The sequence below is a fragment of the Prolinoborus fasciculus genome, assembly GCF_056724605.1.
In genome coordinates this window covers 1-22,489 of the sequence record NZ_JBWZQN010000060.1, presented here as the reverse complement: position 1 = coordinate 22,489, position 22,489 = coordinate 1, and the positions used below count along the sequence as shown (strand labels likewise).

Annotated in this window: 22 protein-coding genes; 6 read left to right on the top strand and 16 right to left on the bottom strand. The window is 41.0% G+C overall.

Annotation, left to right across the window (positions count from 1 at the left end):
- The first annotated feature begins 269 nt into the window (after nt 1-269).
- The 6 genes from AC1P5O_RS13310 to AC1P5O_RS13285 all read left to right on the top strand — a co-directional run bounded on the left by AC1P5O_RS13310 (nt 270) and on the right by AC1P5O_RS13285 (nt 5,976).
- Nucleotides 270-1,034 (top strand): DUF4184 family protein, encoded by a 765-nt coding sequence (locus AC1P5O_RS13310; protein ID WP_441368313.1) that lies wholly within the window; start codon nt 270-272, stop codon nt 1,032-1,034.
- Between the two features lie 166 nt (nt 1,035-1,200).
- Entirely contained in the window at nt 1,201-2,982 is a 1,782-nt protein-coding gene (gene aspS, locus AC1P5O_RS13305; RefSeq protein WP_499006147.1) for an aspartate--tRNA ligase, read from the top strand.
- 115 nt (nt 2,983-3,097) lie between these two features.
- A complete protein-coding gene (locus AC1P5O_RS13300) occupies nt 3,098-3,319 on the top strand; it encodes a hypothetical protein (protein ID WP_004278319.1) in 222 nt (73 codons plus the stop codon).
- An 18-nt stretch (nt 3,320-3,337) separates the two neighbouring features.
- Nucleotides 3,338-4,198, top strand: a complete 861-nt coding sequence (locus AC1P5O_RS13295; RefSeq protein ID WP_348942261.1) for a lysophospholipid acyltransferase family protein — start codon at nt 3,338-3,340, stop codon at nt 4,196-4,198.
- Nucleotides 4,179-5,069 (top strand): family 6 glucosyltransferase, encoded by an 891-nt coding sequence (locus AC1P5O_RS13290; protein ID WP_441368319.1) that lies wholly within the window; start codon nt 4,179-4,181, stop codon nt 5,067-5,069. Before AC1P5O_RS13295 ends, AC1P5O_RS13290 begins: the two co-directional genes overlap by 20 nt.
- Nucleotides 5,005-5,976: a capsular polysaccharide synthesis protein gene (locus AC1P5O_RS13285; protein ID WP_348942262.1), complete on the top strand. Its 972-nt coding sequence runs from the start codon at nt 5,005-5,007 to the stop codon at nt 5,974-5,976. The genes AC1P5O_RS13290 and AC1P5O_RS13285 overlap by 65 nt, the downstream gene beginning before the upstream one ends.
- Nucleotides 5,977-6,027: 51 nt before the next feature.
- Here the strand turns inward: AC1P5O_RS13285 and AC1P5O_RS13280 are convergent, their stop codons facing one another.
- The 16 genes from AC1P5O_RS13280 to AC1P5O_RS13205 all read right to left on the bottom strand — a co-directional run bounded on the left by AC1P5O_RS13280 (nt 6,028) and on the right by AC1P5O_RS13205 (nt 22,363).
- Nucleotides 6,028-6,798: a glycosyltransferase family 25 protein gene (locus AC1P5O_RS13280; RefSeq protein WP_348942263.1), complete on the bottom strand. Its 771-nt coding sequence runs from the start codon at nt 6,796-6,798 to the stop codon at nt 6,028-6,030.
- Nucleotides 6,799-6,807: 9 nt separating this feature from the next.
- A complete protein-coding gene (locus tag AC1P5O_RS13275) occupies nt 6,808-7,572 on the bottom strand; it encodes a glycosyltransferase family 25 protein (RefSeq protein ID WP_348942264.1) in 765 nt (254 codons plus the stop codon).
- A gap of 9 nt (nt 7,573-7,581) precedes the next feature.
- Nucleotides 7,582-8,553: a stealth family protein gene (locus AC1P5O_RS13270; RefSeq protein ID WP_348942265.1), complete on the bottom strand. Its 972-nt coding sequence runs from the start codon at nt 8,551-8,553 to the stop codon at nt 7,582-7,584.
- Between the two features lie 41 nt (nt 8,554-8,594).
- Complete coding sequence (locus AC1P5O_RS13265; RefSeq protein WP_348942267.1) at nt 8,595-9,317, bottom strand: glycosyltransferase family protein; 723 nt, start codon at nt 9,315-9,317, stop codon at nt 8,595-8,597.
- 128 nt (nt 9,318-9,445) lie between these two features.
- A complete protein-coding gene (locus tag AC1P5O_RS13260; RefSeq protein WP_004278329.1) occupies nt 9,446-10,372 on the bottom strand; it encodes a branched-chain amino acid transaminase in 927 nt (308 codons plus the stop codon).
- A 24-nt stretch (nt 10,373-10,396) separates the two neighbouring features.
- A complete protein-coding gene (gene glnE, locus AC1P5O_RS13255; protein ID WP_348942269.1) occupies nt 10,397-13,147 on the bottom strand; it encodes a bifunctional [glutamate--ammonia ligase]-adenylyl-L-tyrosine phosphorylase/[glutamate--ammonia-ligase] adenylyltransferase in 2,751 nt (916 codons plus the stop codon).
- 94 nt (nt 13,148-13,241) lie between these two features.
- Entirely contained in the window at nt 13,242-14,546 is a 1,305-nt protein-coding gene (locus AC1P5O_RS13250; RefSeq protein ID WP_348942270.1) for an RNA-guided endonuclease InsQ/TnpB family protein, read from the bottom strand.
- 173 nt (nt 14,547-14,719) lie between these two features.
- Entirely contained in the window at nt 14,720-15,988 is a 1,269-nt protein-coding gene (locus AC1P5O_RS13245) for a sensor histidine kinase (RefSeq protein WP_348942272.1), read from the bottom strand.
- Nucleotides 15,989-16,701: 713 nt separating this feature from the next.
- Nucleotides 16,702-17,235: a ribosome biogenesis factor YjgA gene (gene yjgA / locus AC1P5O_RS13240; protein ID WP_004278333.1), complete on the bottom strand. Its 534-nt coding sequence runs from the start codon at nt 17,233-17,235 to the stop codon at nt 16,702-16,704.
- Between the two features lie 2 nt (nt 17,236-17,237).
- Nucleotides 17,238-17,507 (bottom strand): HPr family phosphocarrier protein, encoded by a 270-nt coding sequence (locus AC1P5O_RS13235; protein WP_016806787.1) that lies wholly within the window; start codon nt 17,505-17,507, stop codon nt 17,238-17,240.
- Nucleotides 17,504-18,355, bottom strand: coding sequence for an RNase adapter RapZ (gene rapZ / locus AC1P5O_RS13230; protein ID WP_004278335.1), 852 nt, complete (start codon nt 18,353-18,355; stop codon nt 17,504-17,506). Before rapZ ends, AC1P5O_RS13235 begins: the two co-directional genes overlap by 4 nt.
- 18 nt (nt 18,356-18,373) lie before the next feature.
- Entirely contained in the window at nt 18,374-19,222 is an 849-nt protein-coding gene (gene panC, locus AC1P5O_RS13225; protein ID WP_004647479.1) for a pantoate--beta-alanine ligase, read from the bottom strand.
- A 1-nt stretch (nt 19,223) separates the two neighbouring features.
- The gene (gene panB / locus AC1P5O_RS13220) at nt 19,224-20,033 is read right to left on the bottom strand and encodes a 3-methyl-2-oxobutanoate hydroxymethyltransferase (protein ID WP_004278337.1); all 810 of its coding nucleotides are present in this window, start codon (nt 20,031-20,033) and stop codon (nt 19,224-19,226) included.
- 53 nt (nt 20,034-20,086) lie between these two features.
- The gene (gene folK, locus AC1P5O_RS13215; RefSeq protein ID WP_004647478.1) at nt 20,087-20,572 is read right to left on the bottom strand and encodes a 2-amino-4-hydroxy-6-hydroxymethyldihydropteridine diphosphokinase; all 486 of its coding nucleotides are present in this window, start codon (nt 20,570-20,572) and stop codon (nt 20,087-20,089) included.
- A complete protein-coding gene (gene pcnB / locus AC1P5O_RS13210; protein WP_004647477.1) occupies nt 20,569-22,041 on the bottom strand; it encodes a polynucleotide adenylyltransferase PcnB in 1,473 nt (490 codons plus the stop codon). Before pcnB ends, folK begins: the two co-directional genes overlap by 4 nt.
- Nucleotides 22,042-22,177: 136 nt before the next feature.
- Nucleotides 22,178-22,363, bottom strand: coding sequence for a ComEA family DNA-binding protein (locus tag AC1P5O_RS13205; RefSeq protein ID WP_499006146.1), 186 nt, complete (start codon nt 22,361-22,363; stop codon nt 22,178-22,180).
- Nucleotides 22,364-22,489: the final 126 nt, after the last annotated feature.

Below are 22,489 nucleotides of genomic sequence, written 5' to 3'. Positions count from 1 at the left end.
GCAAAAAAAGACTATCGAAATGTTATATGGTAAGCTACATGATTATTCATAGTTTATATGTAAACAAAGTATAAATCTTTAATTTAATAAGGTTTATATTCATAAACTTTTATAGATGTTTAGATAGTGATCGGGATTTAAATTCTGCCCTGAACATTCTTGCGCTTGGGCATAAGCGTCTAGCAGTAGGAATCTCCCTCTTTTAAGAAGGAGAGGATGTCAATAGAATGTCCTTTGAATATTTTTGATTACATTAAAACATTGTCTTTATGCCCTTTACCTTATCGCATGCTGTGCTTGCTCCACCTATTTCATATTTAACTGGGAATAGACTCCCTGTTGCTGCGCTGGCCATTGGCAGCATGGTTCCAGATCTGCATCGTCTATTTAGTCATACTAATTCTAATATCACCCATTTATGGTCTTCTCTGATTCATCCAGATCTCTGGATCGGTCTGGCTTTTTGTGCGGTCTGGTACCTGATTTACCGGCCCGTGATTTACCGTTTCATCGGTATTCAGCATGATTTAAAAATTCACAATATCCTTTCAGCACTAAAATTTATCCTGGTGATGTGTCTGGCACTCATCATTGGTACAGCCACCCATTTAATCTGGGATGGACTAACGCATGTCGACTTTCGTACTTTTGCCTTTCATGATTTTTTAGCCCAACAGTTTCAGCTATTTGGTAACAGTTATCCATTGCACCGGATTTTACAGATTGGCACCTCCGTGATTGTCTTGCCTTTTATCCTGTGGATGAGCCTGCATTATTTTAAAACTCATCAGCAATATCTTGCAGTCAGCCTAAAAATCAAATCGTTTGCCTGGGGCTTATTGCTCTTTTCTATATTTACCGGCCTATTTTCGGTCTGGGATTATGCGCGCTATATTTCTACGGAAGTCTGGCGATCGGACCTCTATTATTTTACTGGTCGCTCGATCAATGAATTTAGCCAAGGCTTTCTGATCACCTTTAGTCTGGGCTGTTTATTGTTTTTATTTTTAGATAGAGATCGCAGGATGGGTTAAACAAAGCACTGGCTTTGCCCCTATTCACTTTAAAATGATATTGTTTTTGACCCAAGTTCTTGTGACAACATGCCCAAAGAGGCATAATCCTACCTTTACTTAAAAGCGGTACGCTGTTTACGTATTCGCTGACCTTAACCCATATAGTTGGATTTCTAACGCTATGATGCGAACTCATTACTGCGGTTCTTTAACCGAAGCTCAAATTGACCAAACCGTAACATTATGCGGTTGGGTACACCGTCGCCGTGACCACGGTGGTGTAATCTTCCTTGACATGCGTGACCGTGATGGTCTTGTTCAAGTGGTTATTGACCCAGATACTCCTGAAGCATTCGCAACTGCTGATAAAGTACGTTCAGAATTTGTATTAAAAATTACAGGCCGTGTACGTCGCCGTTATGAAGGCACAGAAAATGCCAATATGGTGAGCGGTCAAATCGAAGTCTTGGGTAAAGAAATTGAAGTTCTTGCTCAGTCTGAAACTCCGCCATTCCCATTGAATGACGAAAACACCAATATTTCTGAAGAAATTCGTTTGAAATACCGTTTCTTGGACATCCGTCGTCCAGAAATGTTAGATCGTTTACGCTTCCGTTCTAAGTTAACCAACCTGATTCGTAACTACTTCGAAGACAATGGTTTCTTAGACGTTGAAACACCAATTTTGACACGTGCGACTCCTGAAGGTGCGCGTGACTATTTAGTGCCAAGCCGTGTATCTAACGGTAGTTTCTACGCACTGCCACAATCTCCACAGCTATTCAAACAGTTGTTGATGGTGGGCGGTATTGATCGTTACTACCAAATTGCTAAATGTTTCCGTGACGAAGACTTACGTGCGGATCGTCAGCCAGAATTCACCCAAATCGACGTTGAAACATCGTTCATGAGTGACGATGACATCATGGATTTAATGGAAACTCTAACCGTTAAGATGTTCAAAGAACTTCTAAATGTTGAGTTTGATAAATTCCCACGCATGACCTACAACGATGCAATGCGTGACTATGCATCTGACAAACCGGATATGCGTATTCCTTTGAAACTGGTTGACGTTGCAGACTTAATGCAAGACGTTGAGTTCAAAGTATTCGCAGGCCCTGCAAAAGATCCTAAAGGTCGTATCGTTGCGCTTCGCGTACCGGGTGCTGGTTCACTTCCACGTAGCGCGATTGATGAATACACCAAGTTTGTAGGCATCTACGGTGCACGTGGTTTGGCCTACATCAAAGTCAACGAACTTGAAAAAGGTATCGAAGGTCTTCAATCTCCAATCGTGAAATTCATCGAGCCAATCGTGCTTGATCTATTGAAACGTGTTGGCGCTGAAAATGGCGACATCGTATTCTTCGGTGCAGACAAAGCCAAAGTTGTAAACGATGCCATGGGCGCGCTTCGTGTGAAAATCGGTCATGACCTTAAATTATCAACTTGCGAGTGGGCACCACTTTGGGTTGTTGATTTCCCAATGTTTGAAGAAACTGATGATGGTAAATGGACGTCTGTTCACCACCCATTCACGCTGCCAAAATCTAGCGTAGAAGAAGTGAAGAACAACCCAGGTGCGGCATTGTCTGTGGCTTATGACATGGTATTAAACGGTACTGAAATCGGTGGTGGTTCACTGCGTATTCACAACCTTGAAATGCAAAAAGCGATCTTTGAAGCGCTTGGTATTGGTGAAGAAGAAGCAGAAGAGAAATTTAGCTTCTTATTAAATGCATTACGTTACGGTGCTCCTCCGCATGGTGGTTTGGCATTCGGTCTTGACCGTCTGGTGATGCTCATGACTGGCGGTTCTTCTATTCGTGACGTGATTGCATTCCCGAAAACCAAGACTGCTGAATGTCCATTAACGCAAGCACCAGCACCAGTTGAATCAAACCAGCTGCGTGACCTTGGTATTCGCTTACGTGAAAAACCAAAAGCTGAATCTCAAGAATAATTCTTGAAAATTTAAGTGAAAAAGCCCTGCCTCGTGTGGGGCTTTTTTTGTGTGATTGAGTCACATCTGGAACAGTGGCATAATAGCCACAGTTTTTAATCTAAGGTAATTAGCAATGGCTATGCGTCCTGCAGTTCGTAATCGCAGCATTATGCTTATTGTATTTTCAGTGGTTCAATGGCTGTTCATGCGCTATATCCTTGCCAACAACCTGTTCAACCTCGATACCAATGACCGTATTGTGTATTTTTGCCTGAGCAGTATTTTAGGTGCCCTGCTGATTTTTGTAGGTTTGATTTATATGGTGCTGAAGGGCAATCCGGACAAAGACCTATAATCTGACCATCTGGATACCATGTACACCCTACTCAAAAATTTCTCCAAGCTTCCGTTAAGATTCATTCAAAATCTTGCGCAACTGGCTGGATCTCTTTTGTATTTCAGCCATTCTTCTGCACGCCGAGTGACTGAGATTAATCTGGCCTCTGCTTATCCAGAACTTTCGGAAGCTGAACGAGCTAATTTGACCAAACGCAGTCTCAAAAGTCAGTGTATGACCTATGCGGAATCAGTCAAAATTTGGGGTTCATCTTCTGAATATGCGCTGTCTTTAATTCGAGATGTGCATGGCGAAGATATTTTTCTCCAGGCTCTGCAAAATCCTCAGGGCTGCTTGGCTGTGGTGCCTCATTTTGGTACGTGGGAGCTTTTAAATGTCTGGGTAAATCAACACACCTCCCCTGTAATTATGTACAAGCCCAGCAAGAATCAGGATATTGACCGCTTTATGCTTGAAGCCCGGCAACGTCTGAATGCCACACTGGTTCCGACAGATGATTCTGGGGTACGTGCTTTATTTAAGCATTTAAAACAGGGTGGTTTTTCTGCAATATTGCCGGATCATGTACCTAAAGAAAGTGGTGGTATCTACTCACTTTTCTACAATCAGAATGCGCTATCTTCTACCTTACTTTCCAAACTGGCAGCTAAAACCCAATGTTCTGTGGTTGGACTCAGTTGTTTAAGACGTGATGATTTATCCGGCTATGATATTATTGTGACCCAACTTTCTGACGATATTTTGTCGAAAGATCTCCAGCTTTCTGTTGACACCTTAAATAATGAAATGGAGCGCATGATTAATGTCGCTCCAGAACAGTATTTGTGGGGGTATAAAAGGTTTAGAAAGACTTTAAATAAAAAAAAGTTTTATTGAAAATAAATTAAGAGAAAATTGTTACATGTACAGCAAAATTAAAGTGGCTATTCTATACATTGCAACTGGTCGATATATCACGTTCTGGGATTTTTTTTATAAATCAGCTGAGCAAAATCTTTTATTAAATAGTTCAAAACATTATTTTGTATTTACAGACTGCAAAGAATTATTAGAAAGTGAGATTGAAGAAAATATTACTTATATTAAGCAACAAAAATTAGGTTGGCCGTATGATACTTTAATGAGATTTAATATCTTTTTAACCCAGAAGGATCAATTAAAAAAATTTGATTATATTTTTTTCTTTAATGCAAATACTGAAATTATTAAAAATATTAAAGAAGAAGATCTACTGCCATTACATAGTGATGAAAATTTAGTTTTAACTCATCAACCTCATGCATTCCATAAAAATAAAAAGCAATTTACATATGATAGAAATCCACTTTCAAATGCATATATTCCACTTTCTCAGGGTAAATACTACTTTACAGGGGCATTAAACGGTGGGAAATCAGTAAATTTTCTTGAAATGTGTGAACATTTAAATCGTAATACCAAAGAGGACTTAGATCAGAATATTATTGCTCTATGGCATGATGAAAGTCATCTAAATAAATATGCTCTTGATAGAACAGATGTTAAAATACTGCCGCCATATTTTACTCGTGGTGAGAAAGAATATTGGAAGAAAGAGTCGAAAGTCATGTTTTCTGATAAATCACATTACCGATTTGGTGGACATGCTTTTCTTCGTGGGGAAACAGATCAATATATTGATCGAATTGAATGGAAAACATTAAATGGCAAACCTAAAAAAAGAATTTCATTTAGACTCAAACAATATATCAAAAGTTTTTTCATCTAAAGAACCGTTTCACTCTCTCATTTTAACCATCCGTAAAAAATATCCATGGCGTCTATTTTATTATCTAATCCCCAAATATTTCCGTAAAAAAATTGAAAAAGAGGCCAATAGACGTAATAAAAATCACATTGCTGATTGTTTTAATCTCTTTATTGATGCTTATGAAAAAACATCTTTAAGCTTTTTTGATCTAAAGCCAAAAAAAGACTTAGTAGGTAAAAAAATAATTTGGCAATATTGGGGTCAAGGAATTGAAGAAGACATTATACCAATTATGGTAAAAAAATGTTTTAAATCTATTGATGATTTTAAACAAGACTATACTGTTATCCGTCTTGATGAAAATAATATCTCGGAATATATTGATTTCCCTGATTTTGTCTGGACAAAGAAAAAGAATGAAGAATTTAAGCATGCATTTTTTGCTGACCTTATTCGTTTAGCATTACTTGATGTGTATGGTGGAATCTGGATGGATGCTACTATTTTACTTACAGGTCCAATTCCAGATGAAATAAAAAATAGTAATTTATTTATGTACCAAAGGACTAAAGATGCTTCCAACAAAGAGTTCTGGAATAAATTTAATCATGATTATTTTTGCTGGGATTCAGATTCAAAAGTAAATATATTAAATAGCTTTATAGTTGCAAAACCTAAACAAGAAAATCTACACAAATGTTTAGATCTTTTAATGAATTTTTGGAAAACTCAAAATACAATTCCACATTATTTCTTTTTTCAAATTATGTTTAATGAATTAATATTAAGAGATAGATTCCAATTATTACCTATATTAGACGATACCTTACCGCATCTATATCAAATTTATTATATTCAAGAGAAAGATTTAGAATTAGCAACCCAGAATAATCATATTCATAAAATGAATCATCGTTTTAAATGATAATCCTCTACTGATAGTAGATTAAGAAAATTCACTATCAGCAATCCAATCTTATTTAAAAGGAATTACTTTTCCTAAAAAATAATATTTAACTTGATTGATAATCCGACTAATTTCCTTCTCTACTTTCATCCAACCCTTCTTTTTATATTTCTTCATTCTTGCTTTACGTTCATCAATTAAATCACTAGACAGAACAGTTTTTTTCTCTGGATATAACATCATTTCCTGTATACAACTGGCAGGTGACATTTGATAAACATCACAGTGCTTAGCATGAATAAAATCTCTAAACATCATTTCATCTAAAGGACTCAAAGATGATTGTTTAATATAATTTAGATAAGCCATAGCACCCTTAAGTGATAATATATAACCCGCTGTTCCTAAATTTTTTCCAGTTAAACGAGCAATCTGACGGTTTGTATCGTTGATTCTGTAGACTTCTTTAGCTAATAAAACCTTTTCAGAAAATGCTTCCGTTTTGATAATATGCCAATCTTCTTGAATCCACGAAGATGAATTAAAGATTCTAAATGCTCTTTCACCTAAAAAGATATCATCTTCAAATATTGCAACATATGGAAGCTGCTCATCGACCATTTTTTTCCAAACTGATACATGACTCATAAAGCAAGCTAACTCCCCACCTGTTAAATATTCCTCCTCAACATTTAATTGCATTTTCTCTGCAAGTGGCTTTGCTAAATCAGGGGTCAGAGCATCAAAAAATTCAAAACCAATATTCTGTTTACCAAATTCTTTTTCAATATGTTCACGGCGTGCTTTTGCCGTCTTCAGGCTAATTACAATATTTTTCATAGAATTTACTTACTTTGAACTAATCAAGTGCTTGAGCGCATAATAACGATCACACCACATGCGCTTTTGTTTTTTAAATCCATAAGAGCTGCTTCTATTTTCAAGTGCTTTACGAGAAATCCCCTGAGTAGCAACTGTTCCCAAAATATCACTATCAACCCCTGCAGGCTTGACTAGTGGTGGCCAAATCCCTAAACCTTTGCCATTTTGACTTAACCAAGACTGGAAGAAGATATCAACCGGCCTATTTATAGTTTTGCCTGCCTCAACAAAAGTCTGTGCTCCCTGCCGCGACCAGATTAACCCTAAGCCCCGAATTGGGAAATAAAAAGCATGCCATAAACTTATACCCCCTATTTGCGTAATATCTTTTGCTAGTTTTTTCTTTTTTGCAGCAATATTAATAAGATACCAGTTTAAATCTTGATGTTGGTGCAAATATTCAATGATGCTGTCAATTTTAATCTTAAAGTCACTATCAATTTTAAGGTCATCTTCCAGAACCACTAAATAATCTGCATCAGTGGCTAAAAATTTTTCAGCACATCCATAATGACTTAAATAACAACCTAACTCGGAATTCATTAAACTACGACCTAATACCTTATTAGTTTGATCGTCATTATAATTTGTGAATTCAGAGAGTGCTTTACCCCGACCATCATAAGCAGCAAAACGTTCAAACCTCCAGCCCACACTATTAAGCTGCTGAGTTGCTGCAGCTAGACGCTCATCACTTCCGTCTAAATTAATTAAATAAGTTACAACTTTCATGATTAACTCTTAATACTGAATAGATAGAGGTAAATAGTTTTTAAATTTAGCAATTAAAGCAAAAGATACCTTTTCTGCTTCTTTTGGATCAAATTGATCTAAACTCTGAATACAACCGAATTTAACAGCTGGATTATTCAGGTCTGATAAGAATGTAGATACTGAAGCTTCATTTTTTAAATAAGCAATATTGATATCATTGTATAGAACTGCTTCATTAGCCTGAATTTTTAAATGATTATTAAGTCCTACGGGTAAAAACTGAAAAGCACTTCTAAAACGATGCCTAATCTGTTGAGCTAATGTTGTAGGGTATTTTTGAAAATAATTTTGTAGTACATCACGATCCAATATATGGGGACGATGATGAATTTCATAATATTTATTAAATCCACATAATTCAGCACTAAGCATTTGAGCAATTGTATATTTAGGCTGTAAAGGTTTACCAAAATATTTATTAAGACCTTTACGTAGATTAAATTTTGCTTTAATTATGGAGTTATTTTCCCAATGTCCATAGACTTTTATCTGGTCACCAACTAAAAAATCATCTAATTCAGATGAGGCATTAAAGAAGAAATCATCATTCAAATAAATAAAATACTTTGATAACCCTGGAATATTCCAAAGCATGGTTTCAATACTTAAAGAATTAAATGTAGGCAAGTATTGCTCATGACCAGCAAATATTGTTCTATGATCAATTATTTTTATCTGCTCAGGAGCACATAATCCCTGTTCGAAAAAATCATGAATATGTGCAGGCTGCTGTTCATCCGTAATAATATAAATTGTTCCAAAATAGGGAACATATTTAAGAATTGAAGCAATTGAAAAATAGATTTCATCATTACTAGCAAATCGAGTTTCTTCTGCTGAACCTTTTACGATATTAGTAAATTGAAACTGTTGCCTTTTAAGTCGATGCTTTACATCATTGCCATCGACCCACGCAATAACAAAATCTATTTTTTCCATAATACTTCTAATCAACAATTAGCTTGAATAAACTCTATAACTTACTGCCAAGCATCCTTAATCCACTGCGATGGCAACACATAACGATACCATTTACCACCACCACCATTCACTGCATCTGGCGGATTAATCTCGCCATGAAAAACAATGATTTTGGCACCTTCAGGTTTTACCGGCGGCTTAAAATAAGCCATCGGAATTTTTTGCAGGCAATGGTATTTGTAGCTCTTACACCAGCTCTCTGGCCAGTAGCTCAGTTTCTTCTCCCGATCTACATACCAGGACAGATAAGCCTGCTCATTACGGAATTTTTGACGAATTTCATCAAAATGTTCACGGAAATAAGGCAAAAGTCCCGGGAAAGCACCCAGCTTAAAACGATATACCGAACTGTTACCGGTAATACGCCATGGCCGTTTCCAGTCATGAATAATCAGGAATTCACCCGGATAGGTAAAGAACTCATCAATATTATCGACAATCACCACGTCAAGATCGAGGAAGAGTGCATTGCCTTCTAAACCATAAAGATCAGGCTCAAAAGTGGACAGCTTGTTCCAGCCACGCTCAGGCGCACCTTCAGGCAATGCCAGAGGTGGAATAGGGAAACATTGTACTGCAGGATCAATGCCTTCAGTACGATCCGTCAGACAGACCATCTTAAAGTCGACTGTCGTATGTCGTTTAACCATATTGTATAAACGATTGACGTATTCCGAACCGTATTTGGTTCCCCATTTCATACAAATAACGATGTTACTCATTGCGTATGCCTAAGCTCATCTTAAAATCTTCTTGATGGTGAATATGATGACATAAGTTCGGCAGAATAAGTACATCAGTTAAAAAAAACCTCTCAAATGAGAGGTTTTTTCAATCAGTAAATTCTTAATTACTTCACATAAGTTAACCAGTGTGCATATTTCGGGTCTTTGCCTTGAACTGCATCAAAATATGCTTTCTGGATTTGAGTGGTGATTGGACCACGTACCCCCTCACCAATCTGACGATCATCGTATTCACGGATTGGTGTGACTTCTGCAGCAGTACCGGTAAAGAATGCTTCATCTGCGATGTAGAACTCATCACGGGTAATACGGCGTTCAATTACGTCATAACCCAGGTCTTTAGCAATGGTAATAATGGTTTGACGGGTAATACCATCCAATGCACCGCCTGCGATATCCGGGGTATGAATCACACCATCACGTACCAGGAATACGTTTTCGCCTGAACCTTGACATACATAGCCTTGCGGGTCGAGCAGCATTGCTTCGTCATAACCTGAATGCGCCACTTCCTGATGTGCAAGAATGGACAAGGTGTAGTTGCCTGATGCTTTGGCCTTACACATAGTGACGTTCGGATGATGGTGGGTAAATGAAGAAGTTTTTACGCGAATACCCTTCGCCATTGCTTCTTCACCGAGGTAAGCCCCCCAGCTCCATGCCGCAACTACGGCATGAATGGTATTGTCAGTTGCAGCAATACCGAGTTTTTCAGAACCAATAAAAATAATTGGACGTAAATAGCAAGACGCTAATTTGTTTTCACGAACAACATCAATTTGAGCTTGCTCTAATGCTGCTTGATCAAATGGAACTTTCATTTGATAAATTTTTGCAGAATTCAACAAACGCTTCGTATGTTCTTTTAGACGAAAAATAGCCGTTCCATTCGGGGTTTCATAAGCACGGACGCCTTCAAACACACCCATGCTGTAATGCAAAGTATGTGTTAATACGTGAGTTTTTGCCTCACGCCAGTCAACTAGTTGTCCATCTTGCCAAATGAAACCATCACGATCAGCCAAATTCATGCCACAAACTCCAATTTCTCACAATTATTCACTATCCAGTACAAAGTCTGCACTTGGATCAATCAGTCTTTGCCATAACTTGCAAACGGTCATTCGGGTATCGTGCCAGTCGCTTGCAGACACTTGCATGGATTGATTTGCAAGGGCTAAGCGATGGCTCTCGGCGCGTTCACGGAGATAAGCTTGAATCAGAGCAGTCGCATCGTCGCTGGATAAGCAACCTGATTTTGCGGCATCCTCAAGAATTCGTACATTGTCGGAGAAATGGGCGAGATCTTTATTCGTCCCACTCCAAGCCAACACCGCATACTGTGCCATAAATTCGATGTCTACGATACCACCTGCATCTTGTTTTAAATGAAAAATACCATCTTTTTTTTGCTCTTTAGAAGAACCGAGATACTCCTTCATTTTCTGACGCATTTTCAGTACTTCTGCCCGGACATAATTTTCATCGCGAGGCTGAGTCAGAATATCCCGGCGTAAAACCTCGAACTTTTTCCTTAAACTCATTTCACCCGCAATTGGACGGGCTCGTACCAAGGCCTGATGCTCCCATAACCAGGCACTTTTAAACTGATACTGTTCAAAAGCTTTCAAACTGGTTACCAAAAGTCCAGCTTCACCCGATGGACGCAAGCGGGTATCGACCTCATAAACACGCCCATCCAGAGTTTGCGTGGTCATGAGGGACATGAATTTTTGCGCCACGCGCATGGCAAACTCAAAACCACTGATCGGCTTGAGTCCATCTGTATCGGTCTGCTCACTCATATAGTGAATAAAGACCAGATCCAGATCCGAGCCATAACCCAGTTCAATTCCACCGACTTTACCATAACCTAATACGGCAAAAGCAGTATGCTCGACTGAACAACGCTGCCCTTCAGCATCCAGTGGAAAACCATGTTTTTTCGCAACAATCTGATAGGCTAGATGCAGCGCTGCATTCACTGATACTTCAGCAATATCGGTCAAGGCATCGGAAACTTTCATTAAAGGACTTTCAGCCAGCACATCACTGGCGGCAACGGCCAGAACATTGGATTTTTTAAACAGGCGCAAAACCCGCATCTGGTCTTCGACCTGATCAATTTCAATCCGTAAAAGTTGCTGACGTAAAGAGTCTTCCAGATCCTTACGTTTTGGCAATTCAAAATCCATCGACAGGAATTCATCCAGTAGCACCGGATAATGGGTCAGTTCTTCACAAATCCAGGGGCTGACCGTGGCCATCTTCACCAGTCGCTGCAACGCCCCTTTACTCTCGATTAACATCACCAGATATACCGTACGGCGCATCACTGATTCGACTAAGGGCATCAAGCGCACCAACGCCACCTGAGGATCATCTGACTGTAAAACGGCTTCAATTAAATGCGGCCAGAAGGTTTTTAAACGTTGTACCGCCTTTGCCGGTAATTTTTTTAAGGCATGCCCATTCCAAAACTCATAAACGAGATTCTTCGCATTCTCATCCAACACTTCTTTGAGTTTTTTTTCCAGCTGTGAAAAACTTTCAACCAGGGTATCTGGACCATTTTCCTTGATTAAATGATCAAACTGATACATCACTTTGTCACGCTTTTCATTGAGATATGCCATAAAGCTGTCCCAATCAGCAAAACCAAGCGTGTCCGTCATACGCGCCCTTAACTCTGGCTCTGTCGGTAGTGATTGCGTTTGCTGATCATTCAGTGCCTGAATCGCGTGTTCGACCCGACGCAGGAACAAATAGGCATCTTCCAGATCCTGTACCGCCTGTTCATCCAGCAACTCGGCATCATCCAGATGATTCAGATTCACCAGACATTGCCGATCCTGCAATTCAAGTTTGGCCCCGCCATAAATCAACTGAAAGACCTGCACGATAAATTCGACTTCACGAATGCCACCCGCACCGAGCTTGATATCATCTTCAATATTACGACGCTGTACTTCGCGCTCGATCATGGCCTTCATTTCGCGCATGGCTTCAAAAGCGCTGTAATCGACGTACTTGCGAAATACAAATGGACGGGTCATCTCCAGCAGCTCGTCGCCTTCTGGACTTGGATTGACAATACGCGCTTTAATCCAGGCATAACGTTCCCATTCACGCCCATGCTGGCTCAGATATTTTTCCAAGGCCGCGTGGCTAATGGCTAGCGCTGAACCATCACCCCAGGGACGCAGGCGCATATCCACCCGGAATACAAAACCATCCGCCGTGATCTGATCCAGCAAATGAATCAGTTTTTGTCCCCACAGGATGCAAAACTGCTGTACATCAATACATTTGCGCCCATCGGTTTCACCCTGCTCATCGAAGGCAAAAATCAGGTCGATATCACTGGAAAGATTAAGTTCTTGGGCACCGAGTTTCCCCATAGCAATGACAATCAGATCCTGAACTTTTCCGTTATAGCCAATCGGCTGGCCATACTTGGCAGCGACCGGAATACGGGCAAAATCTTTCGCCGCACAGATGCAGGCATCGGCAAAATCGGAGAGCTCTTGGGTGAGGGTAATAACATCGGTGAGCTGATTGGCATCCTGCCAGATCCAGCGAAACATCAAACGAGCCCGCAGAATACGCATTGCGCGCATCCACGTTGCTTCATCGCTTATATTCAGGATGCAGTGCTGCACCAGCTGATCAATATATTCCCGACTGAGTGAGCCTTGAAACTGATCAATTGCATAATCCTGTTCCAGTAAACTCTGGTGATTGGCCAATACCTGTTCGGTATATTGGCTAGCTCTTAAGGTTTTCTGCAATTGTGCCGCATTCATCACTCAACTCTTCCCCTGAAACATTCTGCTTAGTTTTGACATACTCCCACCACTTTCACGATGTTCAAGTGGGGGATTCTAAAAGCAAAAGCTCTTAGGCGACTTCCTCACGGATTTCACTTGCTTTCTGCTTCGCAAGGCGACCTTTACCGCATCCACCCTCCACAGACAAAACGGTGTGACCCACCGCCAAAATATTGCGAGAAGCATTAATATCTGCATTCTCGCCAAAGCTACACTCGACACAACTAAAGTTTGCTTGAGTAAGCCTATTTTCTTTTGCAACGTGACCACATGAACTACAAGTCTGACTTGTATATTTAGGGTCAACTTTAACGAGTAAACCACCTCGCCATTGCTGTTTGTACACCAACATATTAACAAGCATTGACCAACCTTGATCCAGGATTGATTTATTTAAGCCGGACTTGGCTTTAACATTCTTTCCTTTTTTCTCGATTGAGCCTTTCGCTGACTTCGACATATTGGCTACTTTTAAGTCCTCAACTACGATCATTGCGTGGTTTTTGCTGAGCGTTGTGGTGACTTTGTGCAAGTAGTCATGCCGAATATTGGCAATATGATGGTGTAATTTATTGATCTTGAGATTCAGCTTTTTCCAATTTTGACTGAACTTGTTTTTCTTTCTCAGCTTGCGCTGAAGCCTAGCCAACTTTACTTGATTGGCCTTGAAACTATTGATCGGGTCGAATACTTGACCACTAGACGTTGTAATTAACTTTTTAACACCTAAATCAATGCCAACGGCTGATTTTGATGGGTGGACTGGTGCTTCTACTGTGTTTTCAGCACCAAATGACACATACCATTTCCCGACATGCTTTGAGATTGTGACGTTCTTAATCTCACCCACAATATTTTGTGATTTTCTGAATTTCACAACGCCAATGTCATTAGGTAACTTAACTTGGTTGCCTTTAACCCAACAATATCTGCCAAATTGAACAATACGAATGGAATCATAACCATCAGATTTCTTTTTGAATCGTGGCATAAGTGGTCTAAGTTGAACTTCACCACCATCGGATAATTTAAAAAATCGTGGCTTCTTAGCTCTAAATGGTTTTTGCTTTAACTTAGCTTGTTCCTTTTTGTTAAAAAACTTCCCCCAAGCATCACCAAGATCACGAACTTTTTGTTGGAGTGAAACGCCATTTGAGCTGTTTTCTAGAAAAGCACATTCAGGTTTTTTGCGTAATTCAGGAATTTTATTGACTAAATTAACTTTGTTGATTCGCTCATTATTAGCAAGCATCTCGAACGAAACAGCTAAAATTTGATTCCAAACAAAACGTGCAGAGCCAAGCAACTTGTTTAAAACAAGCTCCTGTTCCGCATTAGGCTCAAGCCTAAATTTGTACGCTTTGTTGATCTTCATTTCGCCTTAAATCTATTTAGATACAGAAACTTAATGCAAATTATTCTATCATATTGCACTAAAAAAAAGTCGTGAAATTCACCTCCACCCTAATGTTGGGTGGAGTCCTCTTTCACACTAAAGATAGCAGGAGTTTTGTCTCAGTGGGAATGTTTTAGTTTGAAATTTACCTTTTAAGATTGCTCGGCATGTACATCTTCAAGCACTAGCGCCTGATGATCATTGGTAACCATCGGCAAATGCACAGTAAAGGTCGTACCACGGCCCTCTTTGGAATCTACAGCAATTTGACCATGGTTCAGGTCAATAAAGCGCTTGCAGAGTACCAGACCCAAACCTACCCCTTTCTCTTCAGCTGTGCCTCTGACACTCACACCCAAAGTCGGTTTAAACAGATTCTGCATCTGTTCTTCGGTCATGCCCAGGCCAGTATCCTGAATCGTAATCTTGACCTGCTCGCCTTCCATCTCTGCAGCTAAAATCACTTTACCGCCTTGATTCACCGGGGTAAATTTAAGCGCATTCGACACCAGGTTTTGCAAGACAGAGGTAATCATGTTGATATCCGCATGTACCTTGATGTCTTCAGGAATATTATCGACCAGTTCGATCTTTTTATTTAAGGCCAAACTTTTCAGAACACCACATACAATCTTGCTGGACTGTTTCAATTCATAATTGATCGGATGATAAACAAAGCGCCCACCCTCTGCCATCGCCCAAGTCAGCAGGCTTTCCAGTAGGTTATAGGCCGATTGTGCATTATCATATAAATAATCCGCAATACTCTGAATACTGGATTCATCCAGTGTGTCACGTTCCTGTGCCAGTACTTCGGAAAAGCCGAGCAAGCCGTGAAACGGTGCACGCAGATCATGCGCAATAATCTGGAAAAATTTAGTTTTACTGAAATTTTGTGCGCATTGCTGCTCGTATAATTCTTTCAACTCAGTATGTTCTTGATTGAGCTGAATTCGAATCACTAAACTTTCAGCAAATTGTTTGATGGTGGCAATATCGTCCTGATCGAACAGTTCAGTCTGATCATCAAAGAAAATGACCTGTCCAAAAGACACACCGCTACTTGATTTTAAATTAAAGGCGACTAATCTCTGATGCGCTACACCGAGATCTTTCACATAATTTGACAATTCTGTATAAGCAGGATGCGTCTGGTCAATGACATCTGACTGTTGCAGATACGCAGGCAGATTCACTTCCTGTGGGGCGTGCAAGGCCCGAAAACCGCGCGGACAGCTGTACCAGATATAGGGTTCCGTGTGGAAGCCGATAATACTGGTTTTAACGTTTAAAACTTTACGGGCGATCTTACAAAAGGTGTCTAATAGGTTGTTGGAGGTATAGACACCTAAAATGAGAGATATACGGCACGAGCTTAATTGCTCCGTATTCTGACCGACCTCTAGCAGTTTTAGTTCCATGTCTGCCTCTCTGAATGTTTATGGAATATAGAAAACACTGCCGACCAAATTCATACAATCAATAATAAAGATTCTATATTTACTCAACGATGAAAACTCACCTATAGGTTAAAGGATTTGTTAACCTGTTTCTATCCAGATACATTCTTAACCGCAAAGCACTGATATTTAATTGATTAAGAATAACTTGAAAATTTACTATTCGAAAAAAACCTACATAAGTATTTGAAATTAATATATCTCACCTAAAATAAGCATGTTTATTTGTATTTACTGTAACACACTATTGACTAAAAAATACCCACTATAGCTTTTTACTCTATTTGGAGTAAAAGCTAATGATTTTTCAATTATATAACTTGACCTTATGATTAAAAAGAAATTTTATATCAGGTCTCATCTATCTAATAACACTCAGAATTATTTTTTAATTTTTAAAACTATCTTAACAATTCCAGTCTACGAAATATTTAAATATCAGGATATTAACTAAAAACAGGCCAAAAAAGCCACTGAGAATTGTAAAGATTTTACATTCATTAACAAATTAATTGCAGAAATTTTGTATTTTTTATCATCAATGCAGTTTTAGAAGCTGGAATAGTAATATTAAGATAGACCACTTATAGACTATGCATGTCCAAGTCAAACCAATCAGTTCAAAACAGCTATAAAAAAGCGGCCTAAAAAAGACCGCCTTTTTACATGGCTGCTTAATTGTCAGAAATCAACGCCACTTGCTGTACATAGTTAAACAGCTTTAATTTAGAAGCATTCACTTCTTCTTCAGGTGCTTGATTCTTTAAATCACGGTGTACCCGAAGATAATGTTGACGTAAGGTATGACGCTCTGTCGCATTATAGGTTTTGGTAAATTCATTGATGGCTGGATCACCATCTTTGACAATTCGATCCACCCAACGCTGTAATTGAGCTGTCTTTTTAAGACCTTGTTTAGGTGTTAAATAAGACAAAATTACCGTTTCATTTTCATTGCGTAATAATTTACCAATCCGTGAAAATTGACGGCGACGTGCTTCATGCGAACTAATTGCCTGCACATCAAGTAAGGCGTCAATCAAACGCTCATCTACGGGTAGGTTTTTAATTTGTTTAGCGCTCAGCTCTGCAAGCTGCGCACCTAAAGCAGCCATACGCTGGACTGCTTTTTTCTGTTCGGTCTTACTTGCGCGTCCCTCTAAAGAATCAAAATCTTCTTCAGTTAAACTGTTCGGTCGACGTGCCACGATTAATCTGCCTCATAAAATTTTGCTGCAAATAGTGCCTGAATTTCAGATAAGGCTTTGTCCTCGTCTGCTCCTTCAATCACTAAGCGTAAAGTTGTTCCTTTGCCTGCACCAAGCATGAGCAATGACATGATATTTTTGGCATCTACCAATTTGTCAGCCTTGCCAATCCGAATACTGGAACGAAATTTGGTGGTAACTTCTATCAGTTTACCAGATGCGCGTGCATGTAAACCCAATTTATTAATTACGTCAACTGTCGTATCAATCATGACCAGTGCTTCATTTCTCGATGGAGGACTTGAATAGACCATTTTGCCTCAAGGGCTTTTTTTAGTCTATCCACAATATAAACAGAACGATGCTGACCACCGGTACAACCTATCGACACGGTCATATAATGACGATGCCCTTCGGCAAAGGTCGGCAACCACTTGTCCAGAAAATGATACAGATCATTGAACATGTCCTCGACCTGATCGCTCTTTTGTAAAAACGCCTGCACCGGCTGATCTAGCCCTGAAAATTTGCGCAGTTCCAGTTCCCAATGCGGATTTGGCAAATGCCGGACATCAAAGACATAATCGGCATCCAGTGGAATGCCATGCTTATAACCAAAGGATTGCAGAATCAGGATCAGGTTATCGGCCTGTCCCAGCTTGGACAATAAGGTATGTTTCAGGTCATGTACGCTTTTATCGGTAGTATCGATATGAACTGTAGAACGCAACTGAATCGGCATCAACAGGATTTTTTCTTCCTGAATGCATTGATTCAGACTTTTAAAGCGTGACGCCAGAGGATGCGGCCGACGCGAAGCACTAAAGCGGGCAATCAGCTCCTGATCCTGCGTGGTCAGATAGATAATATCGACCGAACCATGCTGTTGCAGCTGCTCAAATACATGATCAAATTCTTGTAAATCTGCCCGGGTACTGCGCACATCGACGCCCAGCGCCAACTGTTCCAGATTATTTTCACTGTCCAGTTTGGCCACGATTTCGGGAAGCAATGCCAAAGGCAGATTATCAATACAGTAATAACCCAGATCTTCAAGCACCTGTAATGCAGATGATTTCCCCGAACCAGATTGTCCCGTGACGATTAAAATGCGCTTCATGCATGCTACCCTTTCATCTTAGCCGGCAGTGTATTTAACCTGCAGGTTATCGATCAGACGTGTATTCCCCAACTTTGCAGCTATAAATAACACAAGATCTTGATTAAACGTATGAATTTTTTGTAATTCTGGAGTTCTGGCTTCAATATAATCCACTACAAATCCAGCATCGGTTAAAGTCTGGCGAAGCTCCGCCAATACCGTATCCAGTTCCACGCCTGCCTGTAATTGCTGTTCAGCCTTTTGCAAGCTTTGATAAATGACCGGTGCGATTGCACGATGCTCTTCGCTTAAATAACCATTGCGCGAACTTAAAGCCAGGCCATCTTCTGCACGGGCAATCGGCACACCAATTACTTCCAGTGGAATATTCAGATCTTGTACAAACTGACGAATGACCGCCAATTGCTGATAATCTTTCTGGCCAAAGAAGGCGTAATTCGGCTGTACGATGTTAAACAATTTAGTCACCACCACCGCCACACCATCAAAATGACCGGGACGCTGTAAACCGCATAAATCATTGGTAATGTCAGAAACACTGATATTGGTCAGACGCGGTTTTTTACCATACATTTGCTCAACCGTCGGCGCAAAAACGATGTCACAACCGACCTCTGCCAAAAGCTGCTGGTCCTGCTCAAGCGTGCGCGGATAGCTATCAAAATCTTCATTGGGTCCAAACTGGATCGGATTGACAAAGATACTGACCACCACTACATCACACAACTTACGCGCTTCACGCACCAGGTTTAAATGCCCCTGATGCAGATTGCCCATGGTCGGTACAAAACCGATAATCTTGCGACTGGTACGCGCCGGATTTAAGGATGCCGCTAAGCCCTGAATAGTGGTTTCTGTTTTCATCTTACAATTCAACCTGAAAAGTTTGTTCTGGTGCCGGGAAAGATCCATCTAAAACTGCAGCATGGTAGGCTTTAAAAGCATCTAGAATGGCGGTCGCACCCGATTGTTCTTGCATAAAATTACGTACAAATTTTGCAGTGTGGCCAAAGGTCAGGCCCAACATATCCTGAACCACCAATACTTGTCCGTCAGTGGCTGCACCCGCGCCAATGCCAATCACCGGAATCTGCGGAAACAGTTCGGTGATTTCCTGGCCAAGCTGTGCCGGTACGCATTCGAGTAACAATAGTGCAGCACCCGCCTCTACTACTGCTTTACAGTCCGCAATGAGCTGATCGGCCGCTTCACGAGTACGAGCTTGCAGCTTATAACCGCCAAACACATGTACCGACTGCGGAGTAAGACCCAAATGCACACACACCGGAATGCCGTTACGTGTCAGCACTTGCACGGTTTCTGCCAACCATGCGCCGCCTTCCATCTTGACCATTTGCGCGCCGGCCTGCATCACGGTTTTCGAGCTTTGCAAGGCATCATTCAAGGTGGCATAGCTCATAAATGGCAAGTCAGTCATGATAAAGGCATGCTGGTTACCACGGCGTACCGCAGCCGTATGATAAGCCATATCTGCAACCGTAACCGGCAAAGTCGAATCACGGCCCTGAATTGACATTCCCAGAGAATCGCCAATTAAAATGCTGTCCACTTCGGCAATTTCCATGGCTTTGGCCATACTGGCATCATAGCAAGTCAGACATGAAAATTTGCGTCCATCTGCTTTAAAGCGTCTTAAATCACTCAGACTGACCATGAAAATGTTCCTCTATGCTTGAAAGTTCTGACGAAGCTACCATCACTTAAAAATTAAATATTTGCCCAGTTGCTGTCATCGAGTACCGCGAGGGTCGACTGTGTGACGATGTCTAGGTCTTTTAATCTGTGTCCATGAACCTGTATTTCAGGATCAATATCCAGAAGTGGAAGCAGGACAAAATCACGTTCTAATACACCAACATGCGGCACAGTTAAGCGTTCATTTTGAATCTGCTCATTGCCGTAGAGCAGCAAGTCCAGATCCAGCGTACGTTCGCCCCAATGACGTAAACGTACCCGACCGGCGTCGTGCTCAAAGGCTTGCAGACGATCTAGCAAGCTTAAAGCGGCCAGATCGGTATTTAACTGCACCACTGCATTCAGATAGTTTGGCTGATCCTGTGGTCCCATCGGTGGACTTTGATACAGATGCGAAGTTTTCACCTGCCCCAAGGTCGCCAGTTTCTGTACAGCTTCTGCCAGAATCTGGCGTGAATCCCCCAGGTTACTGCCCAGGCCAATATACGTCACGATCATTGTGTTGGCCCAAATACCACCTGACTCAGATCACGTTTCACCCGCTTACGTTTCATAATCGGATGATCTAGGCCAATTTCACCACTGGCACTGGCTGCTACATGCGACAGAGGTTTCACCTTGTCTTCAAACTTGGCTTTGCGCACTCGACGATTGCGTGGTTCAGGTTCATTTACCAACGGTTCAATCTCGGTGAGATCTTGCTGCTGGGTCAATTTCTGTTCCAGATGTTCTTCTTGACTCGCCTTGCGACGGCTCTTGGCACGCTGACGGTTATACTGGCTAATGGCCCGTTCTTTCTCGTCACCGCTCATTTGCTGGTAAGCATCCCACCAGCTGCCCATGCCTTGTGCAGTTGCATCGCCTGATTTTTCACGCAGCAGCAAAAAGTCAAAGCCGGCACGGAAACGCGCATGGCTGGACAAGGCCTCGATTTGCTGTGGTTTTGGATTCAACAAACGAGTCTGCATTTCCCAGACTTCACGAATAAAGGTTTCCGCAAAACGTGGAATAATGGTACGAGTCGCCTGACGTTTTAACACGTCCAGACCAGCTTGGGCACGAGCTTCGGCGGCTACCACGCCTTTATTTAGATAGAATTCACAACGCTCGAGGAATGGCTGCCACAACAATACCGCATAGAAAAAGGCCGGGTTGATGGTCTTGCCAATCGAAATACGCTGATCGGTATTTTTCGCAGCGCGTTCCATAAATGGCGTAATTTCAGGCTTGATATCTGCAAATAACTGCTGCCAGATCCCGAAATCGATCAGCATTGGCAAGACACGATTTAGGTGTCCCATGGTGAACAGTTTCTGTGATTCATCATAAAGTCGATGTGGAGAAACATCACGCAGTAACTGGGTCATTTCCGGCGTAAAGACATCCAGAATCGCCTCATCAATATTAAAGTTCAGCTTGGCCGCAAAACGTAAGGTTCGCAGCATCCGCACCGGATCTTCTTCAAATCTTAAAGTCGGATCACCGAGTAAGCGTAAGGTTTTGCTGTGAATATCATCGACCGCATTGCAGAAATCCAGCACAATGCCTTTACGCGGCTGGTAGTACATTGCATTGATGGAGAAATCACGACGGGCAAAATCCTGCTCGATGCTGCCCCAGTTGTTATCACGCAAAATCATCCCCGCGGCCGAGGTCACTGCTTTTTTTGGTGGTGCACGAAAGGTTGCCACTTCAACCAGTTCCCGCCCTGAATAGACATGCGCCAGTTCGAAACGTCGTCCGATAATTCGACAACGTCGTCCGAAAACTTCCTTGACCTGAGCCGGGGTTGCATTGGTGACTGCATCGAAATCTTTAGGATTCAAACCTAACATCAGATCTCGAACACCACCACCCACGATATAAGCTTCATAGCCTGCCTTGTTTAAGGCATCAATCACATCGAGAATATAAGAAGGTAATTGAGCGGTTGATAAACCACATTTTGACGCGCGCAAAGTTTGCAAAAGACGCTGTCTCCTACGTCTGAACGTAAAATTCTAAGATGACGCTAATCATATCGCTTACACGCCTAAAGGGCAATTTGATTATGTCAATCCTGCGAGTCAAATCAATCAGCTAGTCATGATCCATGCTGTCGCCTTACAAGGCCAATTTGGCCTTGTTTTTGGCAAACAATGCCGGTCCAATGCCTTTGACCAGCTGGATCTCTTCAATGCTTTTGAATTTTCCGTTTTTTTGCCGATGTTCAATAATGGCTTCAGCCTTTTTTTGACCAATACCATTTAGCTGCTGTAATTGCTCCACAGTTGCATTATTTAAACTGATAGGACTTACGCATTGACGGATTCAAAAAAGTATTAAAATAGTTTATAAAGTATCTGTGATCAGACGAACTAAACATGCTTCTACAGCAACTTGTACATTACCCATTTATATGGGCTTTCTCATGAC

Coding starts and splice junctions, on each gene's coding strand:
- AC1P5O_RS13310 (WP_441368313.1), top strand. CDS start 270: ATGCCCTTTACCTTATCGCATGCTGTGCTTGCTCCACCTATTTCATAT.
- aspS (WP_499006147.1), top strand. CDS start 1,201: ATGCGAACTCATTACTGCGGTTCTTTAACCGAAGCTCAAATTGACCAA.
- AC1P5O_RS13300 (WP_004278319.1), top strand. CDS start 3,098: ATGGCTATGCGTCCTGCAGTTCGTAATCGCAGCATTATGCTTATTGTA.
- AC1P5O_RS13295 (WP_348942261.1), top strand. CDS start 3,338: ATGTACACCCTACTCAAAAATTTCTCCAAGCTTCCGTTAAGATTCATT.
- AC1P5O_RS13285 (WP_348942262.1), top strand. CDS start 5,005: ATGGCAAACCTAAAAAAAGAATTTCATTTAGACTCAAACAATATATCA.
- AC1P5O_RS13280 (WP_348942263.1), bottom strand. CDS start 6,798: ATGAAAAATATTGTAATTAGCCTGAAGACGGCAAAAGCACGCCGTGAA.
- AC1P5O_RS13275 (WP_348942264.1), bottom strand. CDS start 7,572: ATGAAAGTTGTAACTTATTTAATTAATTTAGACGGAAGTGATGAGCGT.
- AC1P5O_RS13270 (WP_348942265.1), bottom strand. CDS start 8,553: ATGGAAAAAATAGATTTTGTTATTGCGTGGGTCGATGGCAATGATGTA.
- AC1P5O_RS13265 (WP_348942267.1), bottom strand. CDS start 9,317: ATGAGTAACATCGTTATTTGTATGAAATGGGGAACCAAATACGGTTCG.
- AC1P5O_RS13260 (WP_004278329.1), bottom strand. CDS start 10,372: ATGAATTTGGCTGATCGTGATGGTTTCATTTGGCAAGATGGACAACTA.
- glnE (WP_348942269.1), bottom strand. CDS start 13,147: ATGAATGCGGCACAATTGCAGAAAACCTTAAGAGCTAGCCAATATACC.
- AC1P5O_RS13250 (WP_348942270.1), bottom strand. CDS start 14,546: ATGAAGATCAACAAAGCGTACAAATTTAGGCTTGAGCCTAATGCGGAA.
- AC1P5O_RS13245 (WP_348942272.1), bottom strand. CDS start 15,988: ATGGAACTAAAACTGCTAGAGGTCGGTCAGAATACGGAGCAATTAAGC.
- AC1P5O_RS13235 (WP_016806787.1), bottom strand. CDS start 17,507: ATGATTGATACGACAGTTGACGTAATTAATAAATTGGGTTTACATGCA.
- rapZ (WP_004278335.1), bottom strand. CDS start 18,355: ATGAAGCGCATTTTAATCGTCACGGGACAATCTGGTTCGGGGAAATCA.
- panC (WP_004647479.1), bottom strand. CDS start 19,222: ATGAAAACAGAAACCACTATTCAGGGCTTAGCGGCATCCTTAAATCCG.
- panB (WP_004278337.1), bottom strand. CDS start 20,033: ATGGTCAGTCTGAGTGATTTAAGACGCTTTAAAGCAGATGGACGCAAA.
- folK (WP_004647478.1), bottom strand. CDS start 20,572: ATGATCGTGACGTATATTGGCCTGGGCAGTAACCTGGGGGATTCACGC.